The organism is Flammeovirga sp. AWQ4_249 (assembly GCF_056161045.1).
In genome coordinates this window covers 1-23,297 of the sequence record NZ_JBSWYJ010000001.1, presented here as the reverse complement: position 1 = coordinate 23,297, position 23,297 = coordinate 1, and the positions used below count along the sequence as shown (strand labels likewise).

At 32.2% G+C, this 23,297-nt stretch carries 19 protein-coding genes; 8 read left to right on the top strand and 11 right to left on the bottom strand.

Features of this window, described 5'->3' with window-relative positions; translation table 11 throughout:
* Window positions 1–23: 23 nt before the first annotated feature.
* A complete protein-coding gene (locus ACXAHM_RS00095; protein WP_474958346.1) occupies window positions 24–3,377 on the top strand; it encodes a methylmalonyl-CoA mutase family protein in 3,354 nt (1,117 codons plus the stop codon).
* Between the two features lie 129 nt (window positions 3,378–3,506).
* Here the strand turns inward: ACXAHM_RS00095 and ACXAHM_RS00090 are convergent, their stop codons facing one another.
* Together ACXAHM_RS00090 and ACXAHM_RS00085 are read right to left on the bottom strand one after the other, a co-directional pair.
* Window positions 3,507–4,850, bottom strand: a complete 1,344-nt coding sequence (locus ACXAHM_RS00090) for a tetratricopeptide repeat protein (RefSeq protein WP_474958345.1) — start codon at window positions 4,848–4,850, stop codon at window positions 3,507–3,509.
* 116 nt (window positions 4,851–4,966) lie between these two features.
* Window positions 4,967–6,061, bottom strand: coding sequence for a hypothetical protein (locus ACXAHM_RS00085; RefSeq protein ID WP_474958344.1), 1,095 nt, complete (start codon window positions 6,059–6,061; stop codon window positions 4,967–4,969).
* A gap of 349 nt (window positions 6,062–6,410) precedes the next feature.
* Here ACXAHM_RS00085 and ACXAHM_RS00080 point away from each other — a divergent pair, with 349 nt between their 5' ends.
* The 3 genes from ACXAHM_RS00080 to ACXAHM_RS00070 all read left to right on the top strand — a co-directional run bounded on the left by ACXAHM_RS00080 (window position 6,411) and on the right by ACXAHM_RS00070 (window position 9,328).
* A complete protein-coding gene (locus tag ACXAHM_RS00080; RefSeq protein WP_474958343.1) occupies window positions 6,411–7,592 on the top strand; it encodes a hypothetical protein in 1,182 nt (393 codons plus the stop codon).
* Between the two features lie 152 nt (window positions 7,593–7,744).
* A complete protein-coding gene (locus ACXAHM_RS00075; RefSeq protein ID WP_474958342.1) occupies window positions 7,745–8,452 on the top strand; it encodes a phosphoadenylyl-sulfate reductase in 708 nt (235 codons plus the stop codon).
* Window positions 8,453–8,626: 174 nt separating this feature from the next.
* Window positions 8,627–9,328 (top strand): hypothetical protein, encoded by a 702-nt coding sequence (locus tag ACXAHM_RS00070; RefSeq protein ID WP_474958341.1) that lies wholly within the window; start codon window positions 8,627–8,629, stop codon window positions 9,326–9,328.
* Between the two features lie 59 nt (window positions 9,329–9,387).
* Here the strand turns inward: ACXAHM_RS00070 and ACXAHM_RS00065 are convergent, their stop codons facing one another.
* Together ACXAHM_RS00065 and ACXAHM_RS00060 are read right to left on the bottom strand one after the other, a co-directional pair.
* Window positions 9,388–9,681 (bottom strand): Dabb family protein, encoded by a 294-nt coding sequence (locus tag ACXAHM_RS00065; RefSeq protein WP_474958340.1) that lies wholly within the window; start codon window positions 9,679–9,681, stop codon window positions 9,388–9,390.
* A gap of 73 nt (window positions 9,682–9,754) precedes the next feature.
* The gene (locus tag ACXAHM_RS00060; protein ID WP_474958339.1) at window positions 9,755–10,972 is read right to left on the bottom strand and encodes a hypothetical protein; all 1,218 of its coding nucleotides are present in this window, start codon (window positions 10,970–10,972) and stop codon (window positions 9,755–9,757) included.
* Between the two features lie 279 nt (window positions 10,973–11,251).
* Here ACXAHM_RS00060 and porX point away from each other — a divergent pair, with 279 nt between their 5' ends.
* Entirely contained in the window at window positions 11,252–12,802 is a 1,551-nt protein-coding gene (gene porX, locus ACXAHM_RS00055; RefSeq protein ID WP_474958338.1) for a T9SS response regulator signal transducer PorX, read from the top strand.
* 39 nt (window positions 12,803–12,841) lie between these two features.
* Here the strand turns inward: porX and ACXAHM_RS00050 are convergent, their stop codons facing one another.
* The 4 genes from ACXAHM_RS00050 to ACXAHM_RS00035 all read right to left on the bottom strand — a co-directional run bounded on the left by ACXAHM_RS00050 (window position 12,842) and on the right by ACXAHM_RS00035 (window position 16,112).
* Window positions 12,842–13,492 (bottom strand): AlbA family DNA-binding domain-containing protein, encoded by a 651-nt coding sequence (locus ACXAHM_RS00050; protein ID WP_474958337.1) that lies wholly within the window; start codon window positions 13,490–13,492, stop codon window positions 12,842–12,844.
* Between the two features lie 226 nt (window positions 13,493–13,718).
* Window positions 13,719–14,096 (bottom strand): hypothetical protein, encoded by a 378-nt coding sequence (locus ACXAHM_RS00045; RefSeq protein WP_474958336.1) that lies wholly within the window; start codon window positions 14,094–14,096, stop codon window positions 13,719–13,721.
* A gap of 6 nt (window positions 14,097–14,102) precedes the next feature.
* Window positions 14,103–15,596 (bottom strand): acetyl-CoA carboxylase biotin carboxylase subunit, encoded by a 1,494-nt coding sequence (gene accC, locus ACXAHM_RS00040; protein WP_474958335.1) that lies wholly within the window; start codon window positions 15,594–15,596, stop codon window positions 14,103–14,105.
* A gap of 81 nt (window positions 15,597–15,677) precedes the next feature.
* The gene (locus tag ACXAHM_RS00035; protein WP_474958334.1) at window positions 15,678–16,112 is read right to left on the bottom strand and encodes a hypothetical protein; all 435 of its coding nucleotides are present in this window, start codon (window positions 16,110–16,112) and stop codon (window positions 15,678–15,680) included.
* A 187-nt stretch (window positions 16,113–16,299) separates the two neighbouring features.
* Here ACXAHM_RS00035 and ACXAHM_RS00030 point away from each other — a divergent pair, with 187 nt between their 5' ends.
* Window positions 16,300–17,625, top strand: coding sequence for a tetratricopeptide repeat protein (locus ACXAHM_RS00030; protein WP_474958333.1), 1,326 nt, complete (start codon window positions 16,300–16,302; stop codon window positions 17,623–17,625).
* Window positions 17,626–17,667: 42 nt separating this feature from the next.
* Here ACXAHM_RS00030 and ACXAHM_RS00025 read toward each other — a convergent pair whose 3' ends face one another.
* From ACXAHM_RS00025 to ACXAHM_RS00015, 3 genes are all read right to left on the bottom strand, one after another.
* Window positions 17,668–19,065, bottom strand: coding sequence for a hypothetical protein (locus ACXAHM_RS00025; protein WP_474958332.1), 1,398 nt, complete (start codon window positions 19,063–19,065; stop codon window positions 17,668–17,670).
* Window positions 19,066–19,178: 113 nt separating this feature from the next.
* Entirely contained in the window at window positions 19,179–21,554 is a 2,376-nt protein-coding gene (locus tag ACXAHM_RS00020; RefSeq protein WP_474958331.1) for an ABC transporter permease, read from the bottom strand.
* 60 nt (window positions 21,555–21,614) lie between these two features.
* Entirely contained in the window at window positions 21,615–22,307 is a 693-nt protein-coding gene (locus ACXAHM_RS00015; protein ID WP_474958330.1) for an ABC transporter ATP-binding protein, read from the bottom strand.
* A 256-nt stretch (window positions 22,308–22,563) separates the two neighbouring features.
* On the opposite strand from ACXAHM_RS00015, the gene ACXAHM_RS00010 reads away from it, so the two are divergent.
* Window positions 22,564–22,800 carry a hypothetical protein gene (locus tag ACXAHM_RS00010; protein ID WP_474958329.1) on the top strand — a complete coding sequence of 79 codons (237 nt, stop codon included), beginning with the start codon at window positions 22,564–22,566 and terminating at the stop codon, window positions 22,798–22,800.
* 126 nt (window positions 22,801–22,926) lie between these two features.
* Window positions 22,927–23,297: IS110 family transposase (locus ACXAHM_RS00005; RefSeq protein ID WP_474958328.1), on the top strand; the 371-nt coding region annotated here is incomplete at its 3' end.

Sequence of the window (23,297 nt, the reverse complement as noted above, 5' to 3'; positions counted from 1 at the left end):
ATATCACAAAAATGACCTCTCAGATGAACAACTCAATTCCGTATAAACCTAAAAATAAAGTAAGGATTGTAACTTCCGGTTCTTTATTTGATGGTCATGATGCATCCATCAACATTATGCGTAGGATTATGCAATCCTCGGGTGCTGAAATTATTCACTTAGGACATAATAGAACGGCACAAGAGATTGTAGATTGTGCTATTCAAGAAGATGTTCAAGGTATTGCGATTACTTCATACCAAGGTGGACACCTTGAGTATTTCAAATATATTTATGATTTACTGAAAGAAAGAGGCGCTGGCTATATCGGCCTTTATGGCGGTGGAGGCGGAACAATCCTTCCTTCAGAAATAGATGAATTGCATGAATATGGTATCAAAAAAATCTACTCTCCTGATGATGGGCGTACAATGGGCTTACAGGGAATGATTAATGATATCTTGATTCATTGTGACCACCCTACAGGGGAAAACCTAGGAAAAGAAAAGCTTCAGATTGAGCAAAAAAATCATAGAAACCTAGGTCGAATTATCTCTGCTATTGAGAATTTCAAAGAGGATCAGAAAGAGTTTATTACGACCTTAAAAGAAGGTAATAAAGATAAAAATATTCCTGTTTTAGGTATCACAGGTACTGGTGGAGCAGGAAAATCAAGTCTTGTGGATGAGTTGATCAGAAGATTTCTTTCTCATTCTGAAGACAAAACAATTGCAATCATTTCTATTGATCCTTCCAAAAGAAAGACAGGCGGTGCATTGCTCGGTGATCGTATTCGTATGAATGCTATTGCTGACAATCGTATTTATATGCGCTCATTGGCGACTAGAAAAGCTCACCAAGCTATTTCTGAACATATTGAAGATGTGTTGGAAGTCATGAAGGCAGCCAACTTTGATTTAATCCTTTTGGAAACATCAGGTATTGGTCAATCAGGAACTGAGATTGTAGATTACAGCGACGTTTCTCTTTATGTAATGACACCTGAATACGGTGCGGCGACGCAATTAGAGAAAATTGATATGCTGGATTATGCAGACGTAATTGCTTTAAACAAATTTGATAAAAAAGGGGCTTTGGATGCCTTAAAAGATGTAGCGAAGCAATACAGACGCAATCATAATCTTTGGGAAATGCACGATGAAGAGACTCCTGTTTATGGAACAATGGCTTCACAATTCAATGATGAAGGTGTAAATGATTTGTACAACAAAATCATTGGTCTTTTAGGAGAAAAAGGCAAAGTGAGTTTCCCTACAATCCCTGTTTCTAAAAGTGAGAATCGCTTTAATTTAATTCCACCTTCAAGAGTTCGTTATTTATCTGAAATCTCTGAAGTAGTCCGTAATTATAATAAGCATGTTCAAGAACAAAGTGAAGTAGCTGATCAACTTTTCGGACTTCAGAAATCGATAGAAGTATTAAAAGCAGATGAAGTGACAAAAGCCGTATTGGAAACTGCTTTTGAAAAAGTAAAAAAGGATTTAGATCACGACATCTTTGATGTCCTTCAAGGTTGGAAAGAGAAAGTTGAGGCCTATGGTCAAGATACTTTCACCTACCAAGTAAGAGAAAAAGACATCAAAGTAGAAGCAAAAACAGAAACACTTTCAGGTAACAAAATTTCTAAGGTTTGCCTTCCAAAATATACGGGTTGGGGTGATATCACAAAATGGGTAATGCAAGAAAATGTACCTGGTGAATTCCCTTATACTGCAGGTGTTTTCCCTTTCAAAAGACAAGGTGAAGACCCAACAAGAATGTTTGCCGGTGAAGGAAACCCTGAAAGAACAAATAGAAGATTCCATTATCTTTCACAAGGACAACCTGCTGCTCGTCTTTCTACGGCATTTGACTCTGTAACCCTATATGGTGAAGATCCTGATTTCAGACCAGATATCTATGGTAAGATCGGTAATTCAGGCGTAAATGTAAGTTCATTAGACGATGCTAAAAGGTTATATTCTGGTTTCGATTTATGTGCTCCTAGTACTTCTGTTTCTATGACCATAAATGGACCTGCTGCGGCAATGACTGCTTTCTTTATGAATGCGGCTATTGATCAGCAATGTGAAATTTATATCAAAGAAAAAGGAATGACCAAAGAGGTTGAAGCGAAGATTGCTTCAATTTATAATGGCAAAGAACAACCAAAATATAGAGGTGATTTACCTCCAAATCATAATGGTTTAGGTTTAATGCTTCTGGGTGTAAATGGAGATCAAGTATTGGACACAGAAGTATATGCTGAAATCAAAAAAGCGACTATTTCTAAAGTAAGAGGTACCGTACAAGCAGATATTTTGAAGGAAGATCAAGCACAAAATACATGTATCTTCTCTACTGAATTTTCTTTACGCTTAATGGGTGATATGCAACAGTATTTCACTGATAATGCAATTAGAAACTTTTACTCTGTTTCTATTTCAGGGTACCATATTGCAGAAGCTGGCGCAAACCCTATTTCACAATTGGCCTTCACGCTAGCTAATGGATTTACGTTTATAGAGTACTACTTAAACAGAGGAATGAAGATTGATGATTTTGCACCAAACTTCTCTTTCTTCTTCTCTAATGGTGTTGACCCTGAATATGCAGTAATTGGTAGAGTAGCGAGAAGAATTTGGGCGAAAGCATTAAAATTAAAATATAAAGCGAGTAACCGTTCTCAGAAATTAAAATACCATATTCAAACTTCTGGACGTTCGCTACATGCACAAGAAATTGCTTTTAATGATATCAGAACAACGCTTCAAGCATTGTATGCCATTTATGACAACTGTAATTCATTACACACCAATGCTTATGATGAGGCAATCACTACGCCTACTGAAGAATCTGTAAGAAGAGCTGTGGCGATTCAATTGATCATCAATAAAGAATTAGGATTAGCGAAAAACGAGAATCCATTACAAGGTTCATTTATTATTGATGAATTGACTGATCTTGTGGAAGAAGCTGTAATGATGGAATTTGATAGAATTACAGAACGTGGAGGTGTTTTAGGTGCAATGGAAACAATGTACCAACGTTCTAAAATTCAAGAAGAATCATTACACTACGAAACATTGAAACACAATGGAGAATATCCAATTGTAGGTGTAAATACATTCTTATCTAAAGAAGGGTCTCCTACTATTATCCCTGAAGAAGTAATTCGTTCGTCTAAAGAGGAAAAAGATAGTCAGATTACTTCTTTAGAGGATTTACATCAACATTCAGAAACAGTGGCAAAAGAAAAATTAGCGGCTCTTCAGAATGTGGCACTGGAACAAAAGAATACATTTGATGCTTTAATGGAAGCGGCTAAATACTGCTCACTCGGACAAATCACTCATGCATTGTTTGACGTTGGAGGTCAATATAGAAGAAATATGTAATTCTTAATAAAGAATTTAAAAACAAAAACTGTCATAATACGAATGTGTATCATGACAGTTTTTTTTATAAAAAAGGCTGAAATAACTTAAAAGTTAAATCAGCCTTACATTTCATACTGATGAAATTTCTTAATTCATCGATTCAATTTCCTTGATATCTTTCAACTTTTGAATTTCTGAAAACTCATATCTTACAGCATTCTTAAATGAACCTCCATATGCCGCTTTTAAATAATTCTCAGCATTTTTATAATCTCCTACCTCTTTATATACTAACGCAATTGCGAAGTTGTACTTTGCTTTTGTCGGTGGAGCAATGCTTGGGTTATGAATTACTTTTTTCAATTTTTCTGTAGATCCACCTACTTCACCTAAGCTCTTTTCACACATTGTTTTAATGAAAATAACATTGATGTTTCTTTCATTCTGCGGTAATGCGTCTTGAAACTCTTCTAGGTGAATATAAGCTGTAGCAAAATCTTCTGCTTGATAATTCAATGTTGCTAATTCTAATAACTTTGAAGATCTTTTCTTAGGATCTTTTTCAGCCATTAAAGCTCTATCTTGAGCAGCAATCACTTTCGTTTTATTCGTATGAATAGCAGCTAATTGCTTTTGCAAGTCAAATGCCTCAATATATGAAGAGTTAATTCCTAAAGTAATGTCAATCATATTTTGTGATTTTGCATAATCCATTACTTGAAAATAAGTCTGTGCTAAACTGAAATAATATTCTTCTTGGAAAATTGTAAACATCGCTTCAGCTTCACTAGTCGTGATTTTATCCATCCACTGACTTGCTTCACTATACTTACCTTGTCCAAATAAAGCCCAAATATATTGGTAGTAATATCTTTCGTTACCAGATAAAGGTTCAATATCACCGATGATTTTAGACATTAATTCCTCTGCTTTCTCAGGATGATCCATTTCATTCCAATACATCGATTCATAATAATCCAAATCAAATGATTCCGCTAAGTTTAATTTACGAAGATCATCAATATGTTGCTTAGAGAAACGATGTCTATTTGCTTGATCAAGAATATCTAATATTTTTAATTTATAAAGATATTTTTGCTCAATTGAATTATCATTTTGGAAGGCTAAATCATAATAATATACAGCTTTAGAAGGGTTTTTCTTTTGTGAATACAAATCACCCAACATTTCATAAGCTCTAAAATAGTCAGGGTCTGCTTTGACACACGCTTCTAAAGTTTTAATTGCATCATTAAATTTCGTAATTGCTAATAATGTATTTGCTTTTTTGAAATATACATTACCATCAGAAGGGTTTGCTTGAATCGCTTTATCTAATTCTTCTAAAGCTTCAGTAAAACGATTATTTGCTAATAAGAAGTCTGCTGTTTCAAGATGTGCTTTTGCAGCATCCTCCTGAGCTTTTAATTCTGAACTAATAAATATAAAGCAGAATAATGACAGAATGATATTTAAATGTGATAGTCTCATATAGATGCTATAAAAATTAATTTATCTTGTGTTATTGTAAAAATAAAAGTTTTCATAAATAAAACTCAATATCGTGCCATTTTATTATAAGCAATAAAATTTTAGTGATATTAATCTTAATATGACTTTAAAAAATCTGTTAAGGTACCATCTACTCCATGAGCATTTAATATTCTCAAATAAGTTTCTGCACTTTCTTTGCTGACAAAATTCCCTGCAAAAACTTGATAAGTAATATCACCACTATATTGATCAATCATAATGAAGACATCTTCAATATCATATTCTTGAACAATATGGCAATGCTCTTGAGCAGATTCTAAATCACCTACATCCGTAATTAATACAGACCATCTATTTTTTTCAATTCTAACACCATTGGGGTTGTATAAATATCTATACATGGGGTCAAATGAAATATACTCTGCAAAGTAAGTTGTAGGCTCTGCATCTGCACCATCTTTATCTTTGATGTTAAAGAACCAATAAGCTTGAAGCACATTGAAGTTTGTCGCTTCCTCATCACCTTCAACATATAAATAATATGAATTTCCTTGATCAGTTAATTGTTTTGGTAAACCTCTTCTCATTGTGTAAGCCGTCACTAAATAGTTACTCACAAATTCTCCAGGTTGTTGATCCTTAGGAGGTTTTGGTGCTACACGAAGAAAATCTAATTTACCATCGTTGTTAAAGTCACCAAAACTATCAGTTCCTTGATACAAACTAGAAAAAGAGGTTTGACGAATTGATGATTTATCTGTGATGTCGAAAACATTATAACAACGGTATCTACAGTTATCTCCTAAACAATCCTCACGGAATGAGATTAACATCAAATATTGTTTACCAAGATAATCAAATTCCTTTGCTTCTAATACGTTTGAATAGTTTTGACGAATAGATTTCTCCATAGAACAGAAGAAATTAAATTCTCTATTCCCTAAGATAATACCTGTTGGGTTGGGGTTAAAAATATTATCATACTGAGGACCATTGACAAAATAAATTTTGAATGGAATAGAAGCATCACCATAATTTGTAAAAGTGGTATCCCCAACTTCAGAAGAAGAGGTAGGAAAAAGTTCACTTAAAACTTTAACAGGTTCCTGAGAAAGCCCACCAGGAGAATACGAGTGACCTTCTACAACTTCTTGTGCATTTGCATGATTAATATCCAGTAAGAAAGTAACCGAGATTATTAAGAGCAAACTGAAAAAAAATGAATCTATCTTTTTGGTGCTAAAAAACATATACAACTTCCTTAACAATATTCTAATTGATAGTAATTACGATAAATTAACAACTGTAATCTGTAATTTTTCTCCTTAATAGTAAGAAAAAGTAAAATATTACAAGTTTTTCCATAAAACACCTCCTATTGTGCTAATTTTAAATCAGTTTAAAGGTTATTATTTTATGAAAATAACTACAATAATTCTATACTAACAAATCTTGTTCCGTTAATGCATTATAGTTGTGTACTATTTTTGCTTATTAGTTCGTTGTACTCTTAAAGAGGTTAAAATCGAACTTTATTTATAAGAAAAAATATACGTAATGAGAGTTATTACTATCTCCATAATATCTATTCTTTTATCATTTTCTACAGTATTTGCACAAAATGCTTTAGATCGTACGAGAATTATCTTTAAATCAGGAAAATATACTAATTCAACTTCTATAAAAATTGAAATTCATGGTGTTGGTATCACACAAATGATGGCTAGTGGATCTAAGAGTTTTGATGGTGCAAGATGGATTAAATTCTCTAAATTATTTTCCTACAAATTATCTGATGGTGACGGGGTAAAAGATGTTTATTTTAAATTTAAAGATGCTGAAGGAAATGAATCTAAAGTGTTAATGAAAAAAATTATTCTTGACACTACACCTCCTGAAGATATATCTGTTAAAATTGATGTGCCATCTAAATATTTTACTGATACTAAAAGTTTAAAAGTTGGTATCATACTCGGACATAAAGGTGCAAAGTATTTTCAAATTAGTAACACATCTGCATTCCATGGAAATAAATGGAGGTTGATTCAAGATGAATACATAGAATGGGAATTAGCTGCTGGTGATGACGGATCAAGAAAGGTTTATGTTAGATACAGAGACCAAGCAGGTAACCTTTCTAAAGTAGTTACGGATGAAATTATTATTGATAGAACGGCTCCATTTGCAGGAAAAGTTTCTATTAATCAAGGGGAGAAAATCACAAACAGACAAGATCATAAAGTAGAACTTGAGTTATTCTGTAGACAAGCTGATTCTATGCTTGTTGCTCAAAATGTAACTTTTTCAGATGCCAAATGGGAGGCTTATACAACAAAAAAAGAAGTGATGCTTTCAGAAAATGACGGAACTAAACAAGTTTTCGTAAAATATAAAGATGTAGCAGGCAACGAAACTCAATCTTACTCTTCTAGTATTAAAATTGACACGCAAGCTCCTCAAAATATTTCTTTAACAATTGATCAAGGGGCTAAATCAACCAATAATATCAATAAACTTGTTTTATTAGAAATAGATGGTGGAGATGCAAAAATGATGATGATCAGTAATAGTTCTTCTTTTCAAGGAGCTCATTGGCAACAATTAAAACCATCCATTATTGATTGGAAATTAAGTGGTGAAACTGATGGAGTGAAACATGTATATATTAAATTTAAGGATGAAGCCGGCAATATTTCAAGACCAATCAGAGCTAGTATAGAACTGAAAAGAGGCTTCTAGATAAAATCCTAAATTTCAAAATATTATAAAAAGGTTCGTTTAACTGTAAACGAACCTTTTTTTTTGTAATAAAATTTTGAAAAAAGTAGATTCTTTTATTAATTCGCATTTATCCTATATAATTAGTAGATTAAAACAAATCTTAATATAATATGTCATCGCAGAGCATCATTCCACAAGCTTCAGCAATAACATTTGATCAGCGAGTTGATGAAATCGCGAAGCAGGTGGCTCAGTATCACGCTGAAGGAAAGAAAATATTTGCAAGCTCTTCTTTTCAACCACAAAGTGTGGTTTTACTAGATATCATAAGCAGAGTTGATAAAAACATACCTGTCTATTTCTTAGACACTAATTACCATTTTCCTGAAACTATTGCATTCAGAGATCAATTAGCTCAAAAATTAGAGTTAAATATCATCGATATTAAATCTGAAATTCCAGTAGATAAGCAAGTTGATGAAGAGGGAAAACCATTACATGTTAATTTTCCAGATAAATGCTGTCATATCAACAAAGTTGAACCTTTGGAAAGCATTTTAAAAGAAAATGACGTTTGGATTAATGGTGTTAGAAAAGGACAGTCTGCGGTAAGAGCAAAAATGCAAACAGAGGAAAAAGGAAAGCATGGTGTAATCAAATATCATCCAATTTTAGATTGGGACTCAAAAATGATATTCCAATACATCAATGAAAGAAAGCTTCCTTTACACTCTTTAATTGCAAAAGGGTATTTTAGTGTTGGATGTCTTCCATGCACAGCTAAAGCGGACCCTACTAAACCATTGTGGTCTGATGATAGATCAGGCAGATGGGTAGGTAAAGAAAAAACAGAGTGTGGCCTACATACTAGTTTATAAAAAACTAACAGGTAATACAAAGGAACAATATAAAGCTTCAAGATGAACGTCTTGGAGCTTTTTTTCGTTCGTTGAAAAATCAGTATCGTTCGTTGAAATCCTTTTCTGTCTTGAATCTTAATATGCACTTTTGAAGTATACAAAATCAAGTAAAACAACAAAACATTTAGTGTCATGAAAAAATCTAAAATTTTTATTCTATCGATCTTCGCTATTGCTACACTTACTTTTTCTTTTACCAAAATCACTCAAAAAGGAAAAAGTAAAAAAAGAGAAGAAGCTCGAAAAGAAGTACAAGCATATATGAAAGAAAATGTACTTCCTGTTATTTTAAAAGACAGAAAAGAATTTGAAAGTAAACTTTCTAATAATGAAAAATCTACCTTAAGTTCTCTTAGAGAAAGACTTGTCGCTCTTGATAAAAAGAGAAAATCTATGGAGCGTCCTGAAGGTGAACCAACAGAAGCACAAAAGAAGGCATTTCAAGATATGCAAAAAGAGAAACGTCATATCATGACTGCAGCTTGGGAAATTGTTGATAATCATGAAAGTGAATTAGAAGCTATCCAAACGGAAAATAAAGTGAACAAAGAAAAATGGCATAACGATATCAAAGCTATCCTTGAAAAATACAAACCTGAGGGGAAAGAAGGTGGTGAATTCTCAAAAGGTAAAAAAGGTAGAAAAATGGGTAAAGGACGTCATGGAATGAAAATGATGCAAATGCATAAGCCTGTGATGTTCGTATTAATGGACCCATCAAAATCAGTAGATGAGCTAGCAGCTGATATGGAAAAAAGACAAAATGAAAGAAAAGAATTCAGAGGCCAAAGAGGTGGACATCATAAAGGAAATCATGATCTAGATAAAGAATAATCCGTGAATTCATACCTTAAATAAAAAGCCATTACAATCAAATTGTAATGGCTTTTTTATTAATATTCAATATCAGCAACGATAAGCTCATCTAAGTTTGGTTTCACATTTTCTGTGACCACTTTTACATGTGCAGGATGTACTTGATAGGTACCTAAATCTTCTTTATTATCAAAGATTGAATATAAAATCACATCGTATCCTTGTGATCTATCTGAAAAGTTTTCTTTTACATGAATTTCTTTAAGAACTTCAATTTCAGATTTTAAATTAGCTAATGCTTCAATTAAAGCTTCTTTTTCACTTGCTGGAGTTTCAGCTTTTAATTTGAAAAGTACTGTATGATTAATCATTGGAATTTTGATTTTGTTTCACACAAAAATAAAAACCTTTCCACTAATTAAAAGAGACTTCTTTCACATTTTATTATTGAGCGCTAATTTCATGATCCAATCTTCCTGGTAATTCTAAAATATCAGCTTCTTCATTTTCAAAACTTAGATGATAAGAGGCTTTTGCCATTACTAAACCTGAAGACAATGGGGTTCCTTCTACTCTATATACAACTACGAGTGGTGTATGTGAATTTTCTTCAGAAATTGAATATTCCCATTCTTCATCCGTTACAAATTCCACACCTTCATAGTTATCAGAGGTAATCGTTAAACCTGCTGTAGAATATAACTCACTTAGTGTTCCTAAATGCTCTGATAGCTTATTGTATTCATTTAATTTGATTTCTCTTTTTTGTTGTAAAGAAACAACTTCATCAAGAGAACCTAAGCGCATTTTAGTTTCTGCTACAACATCATCAAACTTTCCTTTTTTACGGTAAAAATGATCTTGCGAGTGCTTTACTATAATTTTGTCATAAAGATAATCTTGAAGTGAAATGTAGAAAACATCAATTCTTTCTCCATCGTACCCTGATTTTCTATGCTGATTATAGATATATTCAAAGGCAAACAAAGTACGTAACAATGTTCTTCCTTCTTCAAAAAGTCTGGTATTCGCTACTTCTAGTTCTTCTATAGCTGCTTTCACCCCTCCAATAGAAGCATTTTGATTTTTAGCATCTTCTAAGACAGTCAAAACCTTATCAATATTTTCTTGCATTAAGTTAATGTCTCTAATATATCCATCTCTTGTAGATAACATATTGACAACTGCAGTTTGAACAGCACTACCTTTTCCGGAAGCATCATCCACATCAATTTGTCCTGCAATAACTTCAGTATGTTCATAAATATCAGACATATTTGACAATTCTGATTGCAAATCTCTTAAGCTATTTTCAAGATCACTTGTATCATCACCTAGTGAAGACCATACATTTTTAATATCTGCATCCACTTGTCTCACACTTTGGTCTGCTCTTTCAACAGCATCTCCAACTTGCTTTAAATTCATATTAGGCAAACGTAAAGTTATTGCTACTGCACTACCTTCAACGGCATCTCCATTCAGTTCCCAAACAGAATTTTCTTTTATATAATCGTCAATCGAAACTAATTGAGGATCTATTTCATCTCCTCCTGTAAAAATAAAAAAGAATATTGCTGTTAGGATTAAGACACCTCCGAATACAGATCCTATGATAATTAATAATTTTGATGAGGGGGCGTTAGTGTTTTCTTCTTCCATAAACTAAAGTTTATTTAATATTTGGTATAAGAGTTTTTTCACTTTTGGTAAAAGAGAGTTTTAGCTCACTTCTCTTCATTAAAATAATGAATAAATATTTATTTTCTCATTTTTAATCATGAATTAGAGCTGTAATTCAGATACTTCTCCATTTATTTAAATAACGAATAAATTGAATGTAAATTTTAAATTTCATTAAAAAATTCATTGCAGCTTAAATCGTGATGTGAATTGAGCAACAATTTCCTAAATTGTTATTTAGAAACAAAAGAAAATTTTATGAGCCAACAACGAATCTTATGGGCTGACGACGAGATTGATTTACTCAAGCCACATATATTATTTTTAACTAAAAAAGGTTATGAAGTTACTCCTGTTTTAAGTGGATTAGATGCCATTGAAAAATGTGAGGAAGAAGAGTTTGATATTATATTTTTAGATGAGAATATGCCTGGGATGACGGGTCTTGAAGCTTTAGAGCAAATTAAGCGCATCAAGCCAAATATCCCTGTGGTAATGATTACAAAGAGTGAAGAGGAATATATCATGGAAGATGCTATAGGTGCCAAAATAGCCGATTACTTGATTAAGCCTATCAACCCAAAACAAATATTACTCTCAATTAAGAAAATATTAGATACTAAGAAGTTAGTTACTGAAAAGACGAACTCTGCATATCAACAAGATTTCCAAAGTATCATGATGTCGTTTATGAATGACTTATCATGGGAAGATTGGGTTGAAACGTACAAAAAATTAGTCTATTGGGATATTGAAATCACTCAGACTGAAAATCGAAGTATGAGTGAAGTTTTTGAGATGCAGAAAAATGAGGCGAATCATAACTTCTGCCGTTTTATAAAAGATAATTATATTGATTGGATGGAAGATCCAGATAATCGTCCAATTTTATCTCATGAATTATTATCCGAGAAAGTATTTCCTCATGTTCGTGAAACTGAAGAAAGTACCTTCTTTATCTTAATCGATAATCTCAGATATGATCAGTGGAAGGTTATTGAGCCTCTCATTTCTGAATTATATAACGTTAAAGAAGAAGTATATTGTCCGATTCTTCCTACGACAACTGCCTATGCTAGAAATGCTATTTTTTCGGGTTTAATGCCTTCAGAAATTGAAGCTACTTATCCTGAATGGTGGGTCAATGACAATGATGAAGACAGTAAAAACAACTATGAAGAAGAACTTCTAGGAGAACAGCTTTTACGTCAAGGGATTCAAGATAAATACAGTTACCATAAAGTCATTAGAGCCTCTCAAGGTAAACAAGTCAATGACCAAATCAATAGTCTTTTACATAAAAAGTTCAATGCAGTAGTCTACAACTTTGTAGATATGTTGTCACATGCTAGAACGGATACAAACATGGTAAGAGAGCTTGCTCCCGATGAAGCTGCTTACCGTTCTATTACAAAATCATGGTTTGAACACTCAACGCTTTTTGAAATGCTTAAAATTCTAGCAGAAAAAGATTGTAAAGTGTATATCACTACTGACCATGGTACAGTAAGAACAAAGAAACCTTACAAAATCATTGGGGATAGAGAAACAAATACAAATCTAAGATATAAACAAGGTAAAAACCTTTCTTACAATAAGAAAAATGTTTTAGTAGCTCGTCATCCAGAAGATTTTGGTCTTCCAAAAACTGAGGTTTCCACTTCTTATGTATTTGCAACAGAAGATTATTTCTTTGCTTATCCAAATAATTACAATTATTACGTCAGTTATTATAAAGATACTTTCCAGCATGGTGGGATTTCCATAGATGAAATGATTATTCCATTTATTGAATTGTCAAAAAAATAAAAAAAGTCCCTCTAGTTATTCATTTCTAGAGGGACTTTTTTATGATGTTAGATTCATGACAAACTTATCTTCAGGATCATTAGGCATTGGAATTATTACGTTAGTCAATGACATTTTAATTAAAACATCCATAGCTTCATTTTCATCAAGTTGAGATACTTTCATAAGATCATTTAGTGTAATAAATTTTCGTTGATCAAGCATCTGTAGCACTAACCTTTCATGTTCTCCATATGAGAGAGTATGTACACTATTTTTTGACTTTTCTTTTAATAAACGACGAATTAGTCTACTCATCTGAATACTCTTATCAGCGACACGAATATAAGCTCTTCCTGTCTTTTTTTTGAGGTTATACCATAAAAAAACAGGTTTATCATCATGTGGAAAAATTTCAAATACCAAAACTTGATGTGTACTAGAGATACTAACACGATGTATAGCATAGTCTACATCTTTTGATAGATGTTCTTTAATCGCCTTTTCTAATACAAATCGTTCCCCTTCAATATCTACAAAACCATCAATTCTACCGTCATCAGTAACGCCAATGATTAAATATCCTCCATCTCTATTTGCAAAAGCAACAACCTCTTTCATTATTTTGATTGGGTCTGCTGCTTTTTTCTTAAACTCAATATTATGTCCTTCTCCTTGCTTTACTAGCTGTTTTAAAAATTTATAGTCCAATGATTTCGATCTTTAATTAGCTAAATACCCCATACCAGTTATCCTGTGTGATTAAGTTTTTGAAGTTATATTTCTTAAACTTGAATGTATTTTATTGAATTAGATCATTTTACCTTTTCAAAAATATATAGGATCAACTCGTGATATTGAATTTAATACTTAAAACTTTATTTACATTAGATTTTAAATAAAAAAAGAGTGTCAACTTTGTAGCTGACACCCTAAATTATAAAACAGGAGTAATTTCTTTGACCAATTCTAAAGCATCAAAAAATACTTTGTAAGATTTTCCATCATCTCCAGCTTTACCTTCACATTGACTTCCTGGTGTAACATAGTACACATATTGTTTTGTACTTCGTTTATCCAAGTCTACGTGATCTGGTTTTCCTAATGTTCTACGTATATCTGTAATACTTGTCCCTATTAGTCTATCTTTTACTGCGATAAAATCATCTTCTAATTTTTCTCGATCTCCTTTACAACCGTTTGGATCATTTTTCCAAACTTTTAGGTCTAGTTCATCTTCAGAAATATCATGTGATTTAGCACATGAAAAAGATATAATAACAATACCAAGTAATACTACTAAACGATTAATCATAATTGACTAAGTAAGCCTTCTAAGTTTCCAAGGAGTTAGTAAGTTTCTTAGTTCAGAAGTTTCTTCCGCTTTCTTTTCTTCAAAAACAAGTTCTGCAACTAATGCTATTCCTACCTCTTCTTCATCTTTAGTTAGCGGTGTAATTAAATATTCTGGCTTAAAATATTCACCAACAAAATTGGTACTAAAATTACCAGAAGTAAACGCTTCATGTTTGAGCACAAATGTACAAAATGGAAGTGTAGTTTCAAGTCCTGTGATTTTATAATCATCAATCGCTCTCAACATTTTTTGAATTGCTTCCTCTCTGTCCTTACCCCAAACGATTAGTTTACTCATCATTGGATCGTAATGCATACTAACTTCCATCCCTTCTCTATATCCGCTATCCACTCTGACTCCTCTTCCTGCAGGCTCAATGTAACGTTTCAAAACGCCTGTATCAGGTAAAAAGTTTTGGAATGGATCTTCAGCATACACTCTCACTTCTATTGCATGTCCTTTGATAGACAAATCCTCTTGAGTATAACCTAACTCCTCTCCTTCTGCTACTCTAATTTGTTCTTTAACAAGATCTATCTGCGTAATTTCTTCTGTCACACAATGTTCCACTTGAAGACGTGTATTCATTTCTAAGAAATAAAATGAATTATCAACATCTAAAATAAATTCAACAGTTCCTGCCCCTACATAATCACATGCTTTTGCTACATTAACTGCACTATTCCCCATCTGTTCCCTTAGTTCAGGAGTTAAGACTGATGAAGGTGCTTCCTCTATAACTTTTTGATGCCTTCTTTGAATTGAACATTCGCGCTCAAACAAATGAACTACATTTCCATGTTGATCTGCTAAAATTTGAATTTCTATATGTCTTGGTCTTTGGATATATTTCTCAATAAAAACAGAACCATCACCAAATGACGAAGTAGCTTCACTAACTGCACGATGCATTTGGGATTCAAAATCAGTAGGATCTTCAACGATACGCATACCTTTTCCTCCTCCTCCGGCACTTGCTTTAATTAATATAGGGTAACCAACTTCTTCAGCCATTTCTTTAGCCGCTTGAATATCTGAAATTGCTTCATCTCCACCTGGAACTAAAGGCACATCATATTTAGCAACTGTAGTTTTTGCTTCTAGCTTACTACCCATGATTTCAATTGCTTTTGCTGATGGACCAATGAACGTAATTCCTTCATCAGTCACTCTTTGAGCAAAAGTTGCATTTTCTGACAGAAATCCATAACCTGGATGTACTGCATCTATTTGGTTATCATGACAGATTTGTAGGATTAGATCAATATTCAAATACGACTTAGCAGCAGTTGGTTCTCCAACACAAACTGCTTTATCTGCTAAAAATACATGAGGAGCATCTGCATCTGCTTCACTATATATTGCTAAAGTAAAAATGCCTAATTCCTTAGCAGAGCGAATAATTCTTACGGCAATTTCGCCTCTATTCGCAATTAATAGTCTAGAGATTTTTTTCATTATTGAATGGTAGTAATTGTTTATTGTTTCGGTGTTGTTAGGAGGTGTAAAATAAAATAGTCACCTCAAGTAAAAAGAGAATTAGTTTTCAAACCAATACTTTTCTAAAGTCAAGATAAACAGAGATGGAACAAATCCCTTCATTCCATTCCAAATTATTTTATTGTTATTGTAAATTAAATGCATCTCACGTGTGATTCCAAGTTTAGGATCTTCAACTTTTTCAATTTGTATTGCATTAAAGTTCCATTCTCTTTGAAGAAGTTTACCTAAACCTTGTTGTGCCCCAATAAATTCCAATTTATTTCTGAATAAAAGCATCACACCAAACGACCTATTTTCACCTTCAGCAATAGAAGACCACATTGCTGCTTTAACATCATCAAATGCAATATTTCTTTGAATTAGAATAGAAATTATTTGATCTAATACTTTTTCTAGTGTTTTATTACCACTCGTTTTTAGTTCCAAAACATTGAAATGTTCTGTCCAATTATTTAAATTTTCTTTATCCACTATTCTTTAAATTATACAATTTCTAATTTAAGTACAAAATACAAATTTAAAAAAGTAAGTATTTCATTAAAAACATACTTCACTCAAAAATTATCATTAAATTTTGAGAAGATAAACCCTAAAAAGCGTTAAATAGTTATAAGGGCATTCAAATGATACCCAATTAATTGCTTAAATATAGACCCTAATGAAACACTATTACTCAACACTGTTTTCAATTTTAATCTTTATTGGAACTGCTACAGTATCCTTTGCTCAAAAAAATGATGCTGAAGACTACTATGTGAAGGGAGAAGTATATGCAGAAACTGGAAAGTTTAATGAAGCGATCATGTCCTATGAAGTCGCTATTGCTAAAGACCCTCAAAATCCTAAATACCTCTACAAATTAGGATTAGTGTACCTCAAGACAAATAAGAAAAGTGAAGCTGAACAAACTTTTCTAAAAACTGTAGAAGTAGATAACACCTATATTGATGGACACTTAAAACTAGCATTAATATACAAAGAGAAGAAAGACTTTGATAAATGCATCGTACATTTAGATGAAGCATATAAAGTGTCGACCAATGCAGATAAGCAATTGGCTTATAAAACTAGAATTATTAATATTTTAGAAAAAAAGAATCGTTTTGATGAGGCTGGACCACATATAGCTGATGCAAAAAAAATTGCACCAAACAATAACTATATATTGTATATGGATGCTAAATACAATAATTATATCACTAAAAACTATGAGCTAGCAAAAAGCAGTATGCAGTTAGCGATTGCTCAAATGGAGGAAGAAAAAGGAAAAGCTCATGAGCATTATTACTATGAATTAGGTGTCGCACATCATTCTTTAGAAGATTATCAGAATGCAAATATAGCATTTAAAGAAATCAGAGACGATAAACTTAGAAGTAAGGTATCTGAAATGACTCCTGAGTATTTGTATCAAGTTGCCTCCGCTCATTACCAAATTTATAATTTAGCGGATGCAAGTAATACATTACATTCCATCATAAAAATGGATAATTCATTCGAGCCTGCATATGATCTATTAATTGAACTTGAAGAAAATAAATTAAATAGATCAGAAGTAATTAAACTTTTAGAGCATAAAGTAACTATCCAAAAAGACAATACGGAAAAAGTTAAAATCCTAGCTGATTTAATTGACTTTGAGTTGAAGTTTGGTGACTATGACAATGCTTTCAAACACTTACAAGAATTTGAACAAGCAGGTATTCCATTACCTGATGTAAAGTTTATGGAAGCAAGAGCTCATTATTTCATTAATGAACATGATGCTTCAGTAGCCATCTTAAAAGAATTGATTGATTATAATGGACCGAAAGTAAAGTACAAAAGTTCTTTTTTACTCGGACTTATTTATATTGACCAGAAGAATTATAAAGAAGCAAAAGTTATTTTCTCACAACCTTATCCTGCTGAATTTAATGTAGCCGCAAAGGAGCAATTGAAAATTATAAGTGCAAAAGAAAAAGAAGCTTTAGTTAAGAAATAAAAAAAGGTCTTCCACATTAAAATTTGTGGAAGACCTTTCTGTTTATAATAACTTTTCAAACCTCTCTTTCAGAGAATCTATCGCTTTTAGATCCCCAAATTGCTCATACTGTTTTAGTGTATTTTGAAAAAGTTTAATTGTCTTCTCTGTTTTTCCTTCTTTTTTAAACCATTGAGATAGTTGTCTCAAACAAATCAAACACTTCATATCATTCTGTTGAGAAGATATGGTTTCTTGTGCTTTTTTATAGAGTTCATCAGCTTTATCAAATTCCTCACTTTCCCATCTCCATTCTGCTTCTATAAAATGAACCCAACATTGAAACACTTCGTGGGAATACCCTGCCCAATATTTAAAACGATCTAAAATTCTTCTTAGAGCTTGAAGCTTATTATCTCTTTCTTCATCTCTAACTGATGTTAAATGAACAGCTTTTAGTAGTAATAACATAGGATGTAATAATGTTCCTTCATATAGTGATGGTTCATTATCTAAGATCATGATCACTTTTTCCTTACTATCCTCTTTAGTTATACTACTTAGTTGTAGAAGTTGAAGTAAATTTTTAACGATTTCAGGCATTGCTTTTATATCATTATCTCCAAACTTTTCTACTACAAGATCATTTGATTTTTCTAAACTATAACCACAAAACACTAGAAATTGAAGGTAGCGTAGTTTGATCATTTTAGTTTGGAATACATCTTTTGTTCCTTTTACATACTTAAAAGCATCTTCTAAAATCAATAGAGATCTTTCAGAACTTTCTGCCCAGGGTAAGACGGACATTGCATAATCTGTTTTGAATCTAGAAATTAGCCATTTATCATTTGTTTCATTCACCTCATTTAAGGCTACTTTTGCATAATCTACAGCTATTGGAACATTTTCATATCTCGCAATCATATGTTTTGCTAATGCTAAACATCCAAATGCTGTAGCTTCAGATCTACCATTTTCTAAAGCATGATTAATAACTTCAAGTGCAATCCATTTAAACTCTTCCCATTTTTCCACTCTAACAAACAAAGCTGCTTGTGCCATGATTTTCAGACCTAATTCGTCTTCCTCTAATTGACGAAAAGGTTGTGCATTAAAAGCATTTAAAACAGATTGTTCTCCTACATTTTCGAGAAGTCGTAAATGTTGTAAAGAAAGTTCTCTGTGTAGATTATTTATGTGTTTTGGAAGTGAAGTGTGATAAAATTCTAGAACTTCATTTAGTAAACTATACCATTCTGTAAAAGAAATATACTGTGTTGCCACAGCCATTAAATTGGTCAATAATTCTGTCTGATCATATTTGTTTTCTAAAGACAATGCAAACTGAAATATTTCATCAAAATTTGAATGATACTCTTCTGCAGTAAAATGAAGTATAGTATCTCGTGTATATTTTTTCTGAATCACCGTTTGAAGATTGAAGGGAATAGAATTCATTTTTAACAAAGTTAAAAAAATTATATTTAAATACCCTTTTCCAATACAAAGAACTGTTCAATCTAAGACAAGTACAAAAGTTTGTTTACATAATTACACAAGAATCACTCTACCTAATTACTTGATTTTAGATCTTGAACAGGGTTTTTCACTCCTGCTTTAATTACATGGTAACTCACAGTAAATAAGGTCAACACCACGGTTATCCCTCCAGAGAAAAGATAAGCTGAAATATTGATATCAATTTGTTGAGGGAAGTTTTCTAGCCATAGTTTCATTGCTATGTAAGACAAAGGCCAAGCGATCAAACAAGCACTGCCAACTAGTAAAAAGAATTCTTTTGAGATGAAAAACATTGCTTCCATATTTTCCATTCCTAAAGCTTTTCTAATCGCTATCTCTTTATTTTTTTGAACAGTAATAAAAGAGGCTAACCCAAAAAGGCCTAAGTTAGCGATGATGACACCAATGATAGAGAAAATTAGTGATACTTTTGCTAATTTTTCTTCCTTTTGGTAAGACGCTTCCACCTTATCTTTTAAAATAAATGAATCCATGATTGTATAAGGAATCAGCTGCGACCATTTTAATGATAATTGAGACTCCATTTGTGGCCAATCATTAATATCTTTCACTCTTAATACCATGTATTTGATATTAAAATAACTTCTCCATTTATCTTTTCTATAATTATTGACAATGATTAGTGGGGTAATCTCCTTATGGAAAGATGTGAAGTGAAAATCTTTCAGTACGCCTACAACCTTATGTTCTCCTGCGTTATCCAGGAATTTCTCTCCTAGAATATCTTTATTATTTTCAAACTCAAGATATTTAGCCATTGTTTCATTGACTAGAATTTCTCCTCGTCTTTCTTCTAAATCACTTAAGGCTTCTCCTTCAACAACATTGAATTTAAAAACATCAAAAAAGTCGTCACTAATACTTAATCCAGCATAAAAGGCAGAGGGTCTATTTTTACCATTATGAATAAATTTATATGGATAAGTTTGAAGCCAAACTCCTAAAACTTCATCAACTCCAGTAATCGCTTCTACTCCTTTAACCTTCAAAAACTCTTCTTTTATTTGGCTGAATTGCGAACTTGAATAACGAACCTCACCAAGTGGAATAACAACTATATCTTTAGTATTAAATCCTAAATCAGCATCTTTTAATAAATTCAACTGATCTCTTGCTACATATGTACTGAATAAAAGAAAAATAGCAATTACAAACTGTATAATAACACTCCAAGTTCTAAATTTCTTTTGCTTTACGCCTAAAGTTCTTGTTACCTGAAGTCCATCTGTAGGATTAAAACCCACTAAATAATACATAGGGTAAAAGCATGACAATGATCCAACAAACAAACCACTTCCTCCTACTAATAAACTAAGCGTTCTTGTATCAATTTTGTGGAACTCAATTGTTGATTCTCCTATTATCTGATATATAAATGGGAATAAAAGTTCCATAAATACCAATGCTCCAAACATAGAAAGTACACTCAAAATTGAGGCTTCTACTAGAAATTGAATCACTATTTCTGACTGATCAGCCCCTATTGCTTTACGAATTCCAACTTCTCTTACTCTTGTAGAATATCGGACAGCTGATAAATTCATAAAATTTATTGACGCAATTATCAATACGAGAAGTGCAATAGCAGAAAAAATATAGATATACATGAAATCTCCATTTGGAGACATTTCATAATCTAAATTTGAATAAAGATGGATTTCCTTGATGGGTTGAAGGTATAATTGAACATAATCTCTTAAGCTATCTGGAAATTTATTGACATCTTGATATAATAAATCAAAATCTGCTTCTAATTCTTCTGGTCCAACTCCCTCATTGAGTAAAACATAGGTCCAACATGGATTCCATTGCCACATTTCTCCAGACAAAATGTCTTTACTTGTAATAGAAAGTGTAGAGAAAGAAACTAAGATCTCAAAATTTAAGTGAGTAGGTGTATCAGATTTATCTACAACCCCTGTGACAGTGAGGTAGTATTGGTTATCGTATAATATTTTTTTACCTAAAGGGTCTTCCTCTCCAAAATATTTTTCTGCAATTTCTGTAGTGATTACAACACTTTGAGGATCAGAGAGGGCATTTGATTTTTTACCTCTTACTAATGGAAAATCAAAAATTTTGAAAAAATCCTTATCCGTAAAGTAAAGATTTGGTTCATTATACTGCTTACCATTTGCAAAAATCATATGGGAGTACACTTGATGATTAAAAAAGCGTACAGATGCCTCAATATATTCTGGATAAAGATCTTTTACGACAGGACCTAAAGGTATTGGAACACTAGCCGATCGTTCTCCAATATCTTGGGAGTCGATCACTTCTACAATTCTATACGTTCTATCAGGATCAACATGTTTTTTATCAAAGGATAATTCATAATTTACAATTAAAAAAAGTAAAGCAAAAAAGGCGATACCCATGGACATACCGATGATGTTTACCATAGAATACAAGCCATGTTTTGCTAAGTTTCTAATGCCTATTATGATATAATTCCTTAACACCTACTTTCCTTTATTTAGATTTTCAGTTACAATTTGACCATCAAAAAGATGGATAACTCTAGATGCATAATCAGATGCTGCTGTAGAGTGAGTCACCATAAGAATTGTTGTTCCTAATTCATTCAGAGCTGTCAACATCTCCATAACTTCCCTTCCTCTTTCAGAATCTAAATTTCCTGTTGGCTCGTCCGCTAATATTAATTTTGGAGAAGAAACAACAGCACGAGCAACTGCTACCCTTTGTTGTAGTCCACCAGAAATCTGTGTTGGAAATGAATTCTTTTTATGTGAAAGCTGAAGTTGATCCATAATTTTATCGACTCTATGCTTTCTTTCATTAGGAGCAATATGTTGATACACAAGAGGTAACTCAATATTTTCATAGACAGTAAGATCATCAATCAGGTTAAAGCTTTGAAAGACAAAACCAATATTTGTTCTTCGCAACTCTGCTCGTCTCTTTGAGGATACTTTAGTAATATCTTCTCCTTGAAAAAGGACTTTACCACTAGAGGGAACATCTAATAATCCTGCAATATTGAGTAGTGTTGTTTTACCACATCCAGAAGGTCCCATAATACACACAAATTCACCCTCATGTATGTTTAATGTTACATGATTCAATACCTGTGTTTCATTATCTTCGTTGGCATATGACTTTATGATCTCTTGTAATTGTATTACTGGCTCCATAGTTAAAAAAGTATAACGAATCATGATAGTGCAACAACCATTCACTTTTCGTAGTTTTTTTCATAATCAATCAGTTAACTATTTTTTCACTGATTGTTTAATGTTCACTAATGAACTAGATGTTCACTAACAGTTACTGTACAAATCTATTAATCTATTTTATATTTCTTAGATAAATGAACAATATATGCGATTAGTTTATTATTCTTATGAATGCAAAATCATATTAACCCATATATCACTAACCCATTAATTTATGTTGACCTTTAAGCTGCTTATAGAGAATAGAAAACAAGTCTATCACATCATCGAAAAATACAATTTCAGAGTAATAGATTACAGACCTCATTATGAGATTGAATTTTTCGCGAAAAGCTATCAGGATTTCAACAAGACTTATTTCGACATTACAAATAAGTTGCAAAGTATGGAAATCAATTATATTCTTTCCGATCATCTTTATGTTCCTAATCCAAATAAGAAAGGAGCTTAATATTGAACTTTGTATAATAAAAACTATCATGAAATAAGATATTTCACAAAAGGGGATGAAAAAAATAATCATCCCCTTTTTTACTACGTAAATAATAATATAACCACATTAAAACCACGTAGTATCATGAGTGAAAATGCAAAATTTAATAGACAAATTCAAGTTGGCTGTGGATTAGATGTTCATCGGTCTGTAATTGTTGCTTCTATCTATTATCAAGATAGTCAAGAATCAATTACTAAAAGCTTTAATGCTTATACCGAAGACTTAGAACATCTACTACAATGGCTTCTTGAAAATCATGTTTCCCATGTAGCCATGGAAAGTACTGGCGTTTATTGGAAACCTGTTTTCAATGTTTTGGAAGATCAACTTCATATTGCTTTAGTCAATGCCAGGTTTATTAAAAATGTACCAGGAAAGAAGACAGATAAAAAAGATAGTGAGTGGATTGCTCAGCTTCTATGTAACGGGTTGTTACATAGTAGTTTCGTTCC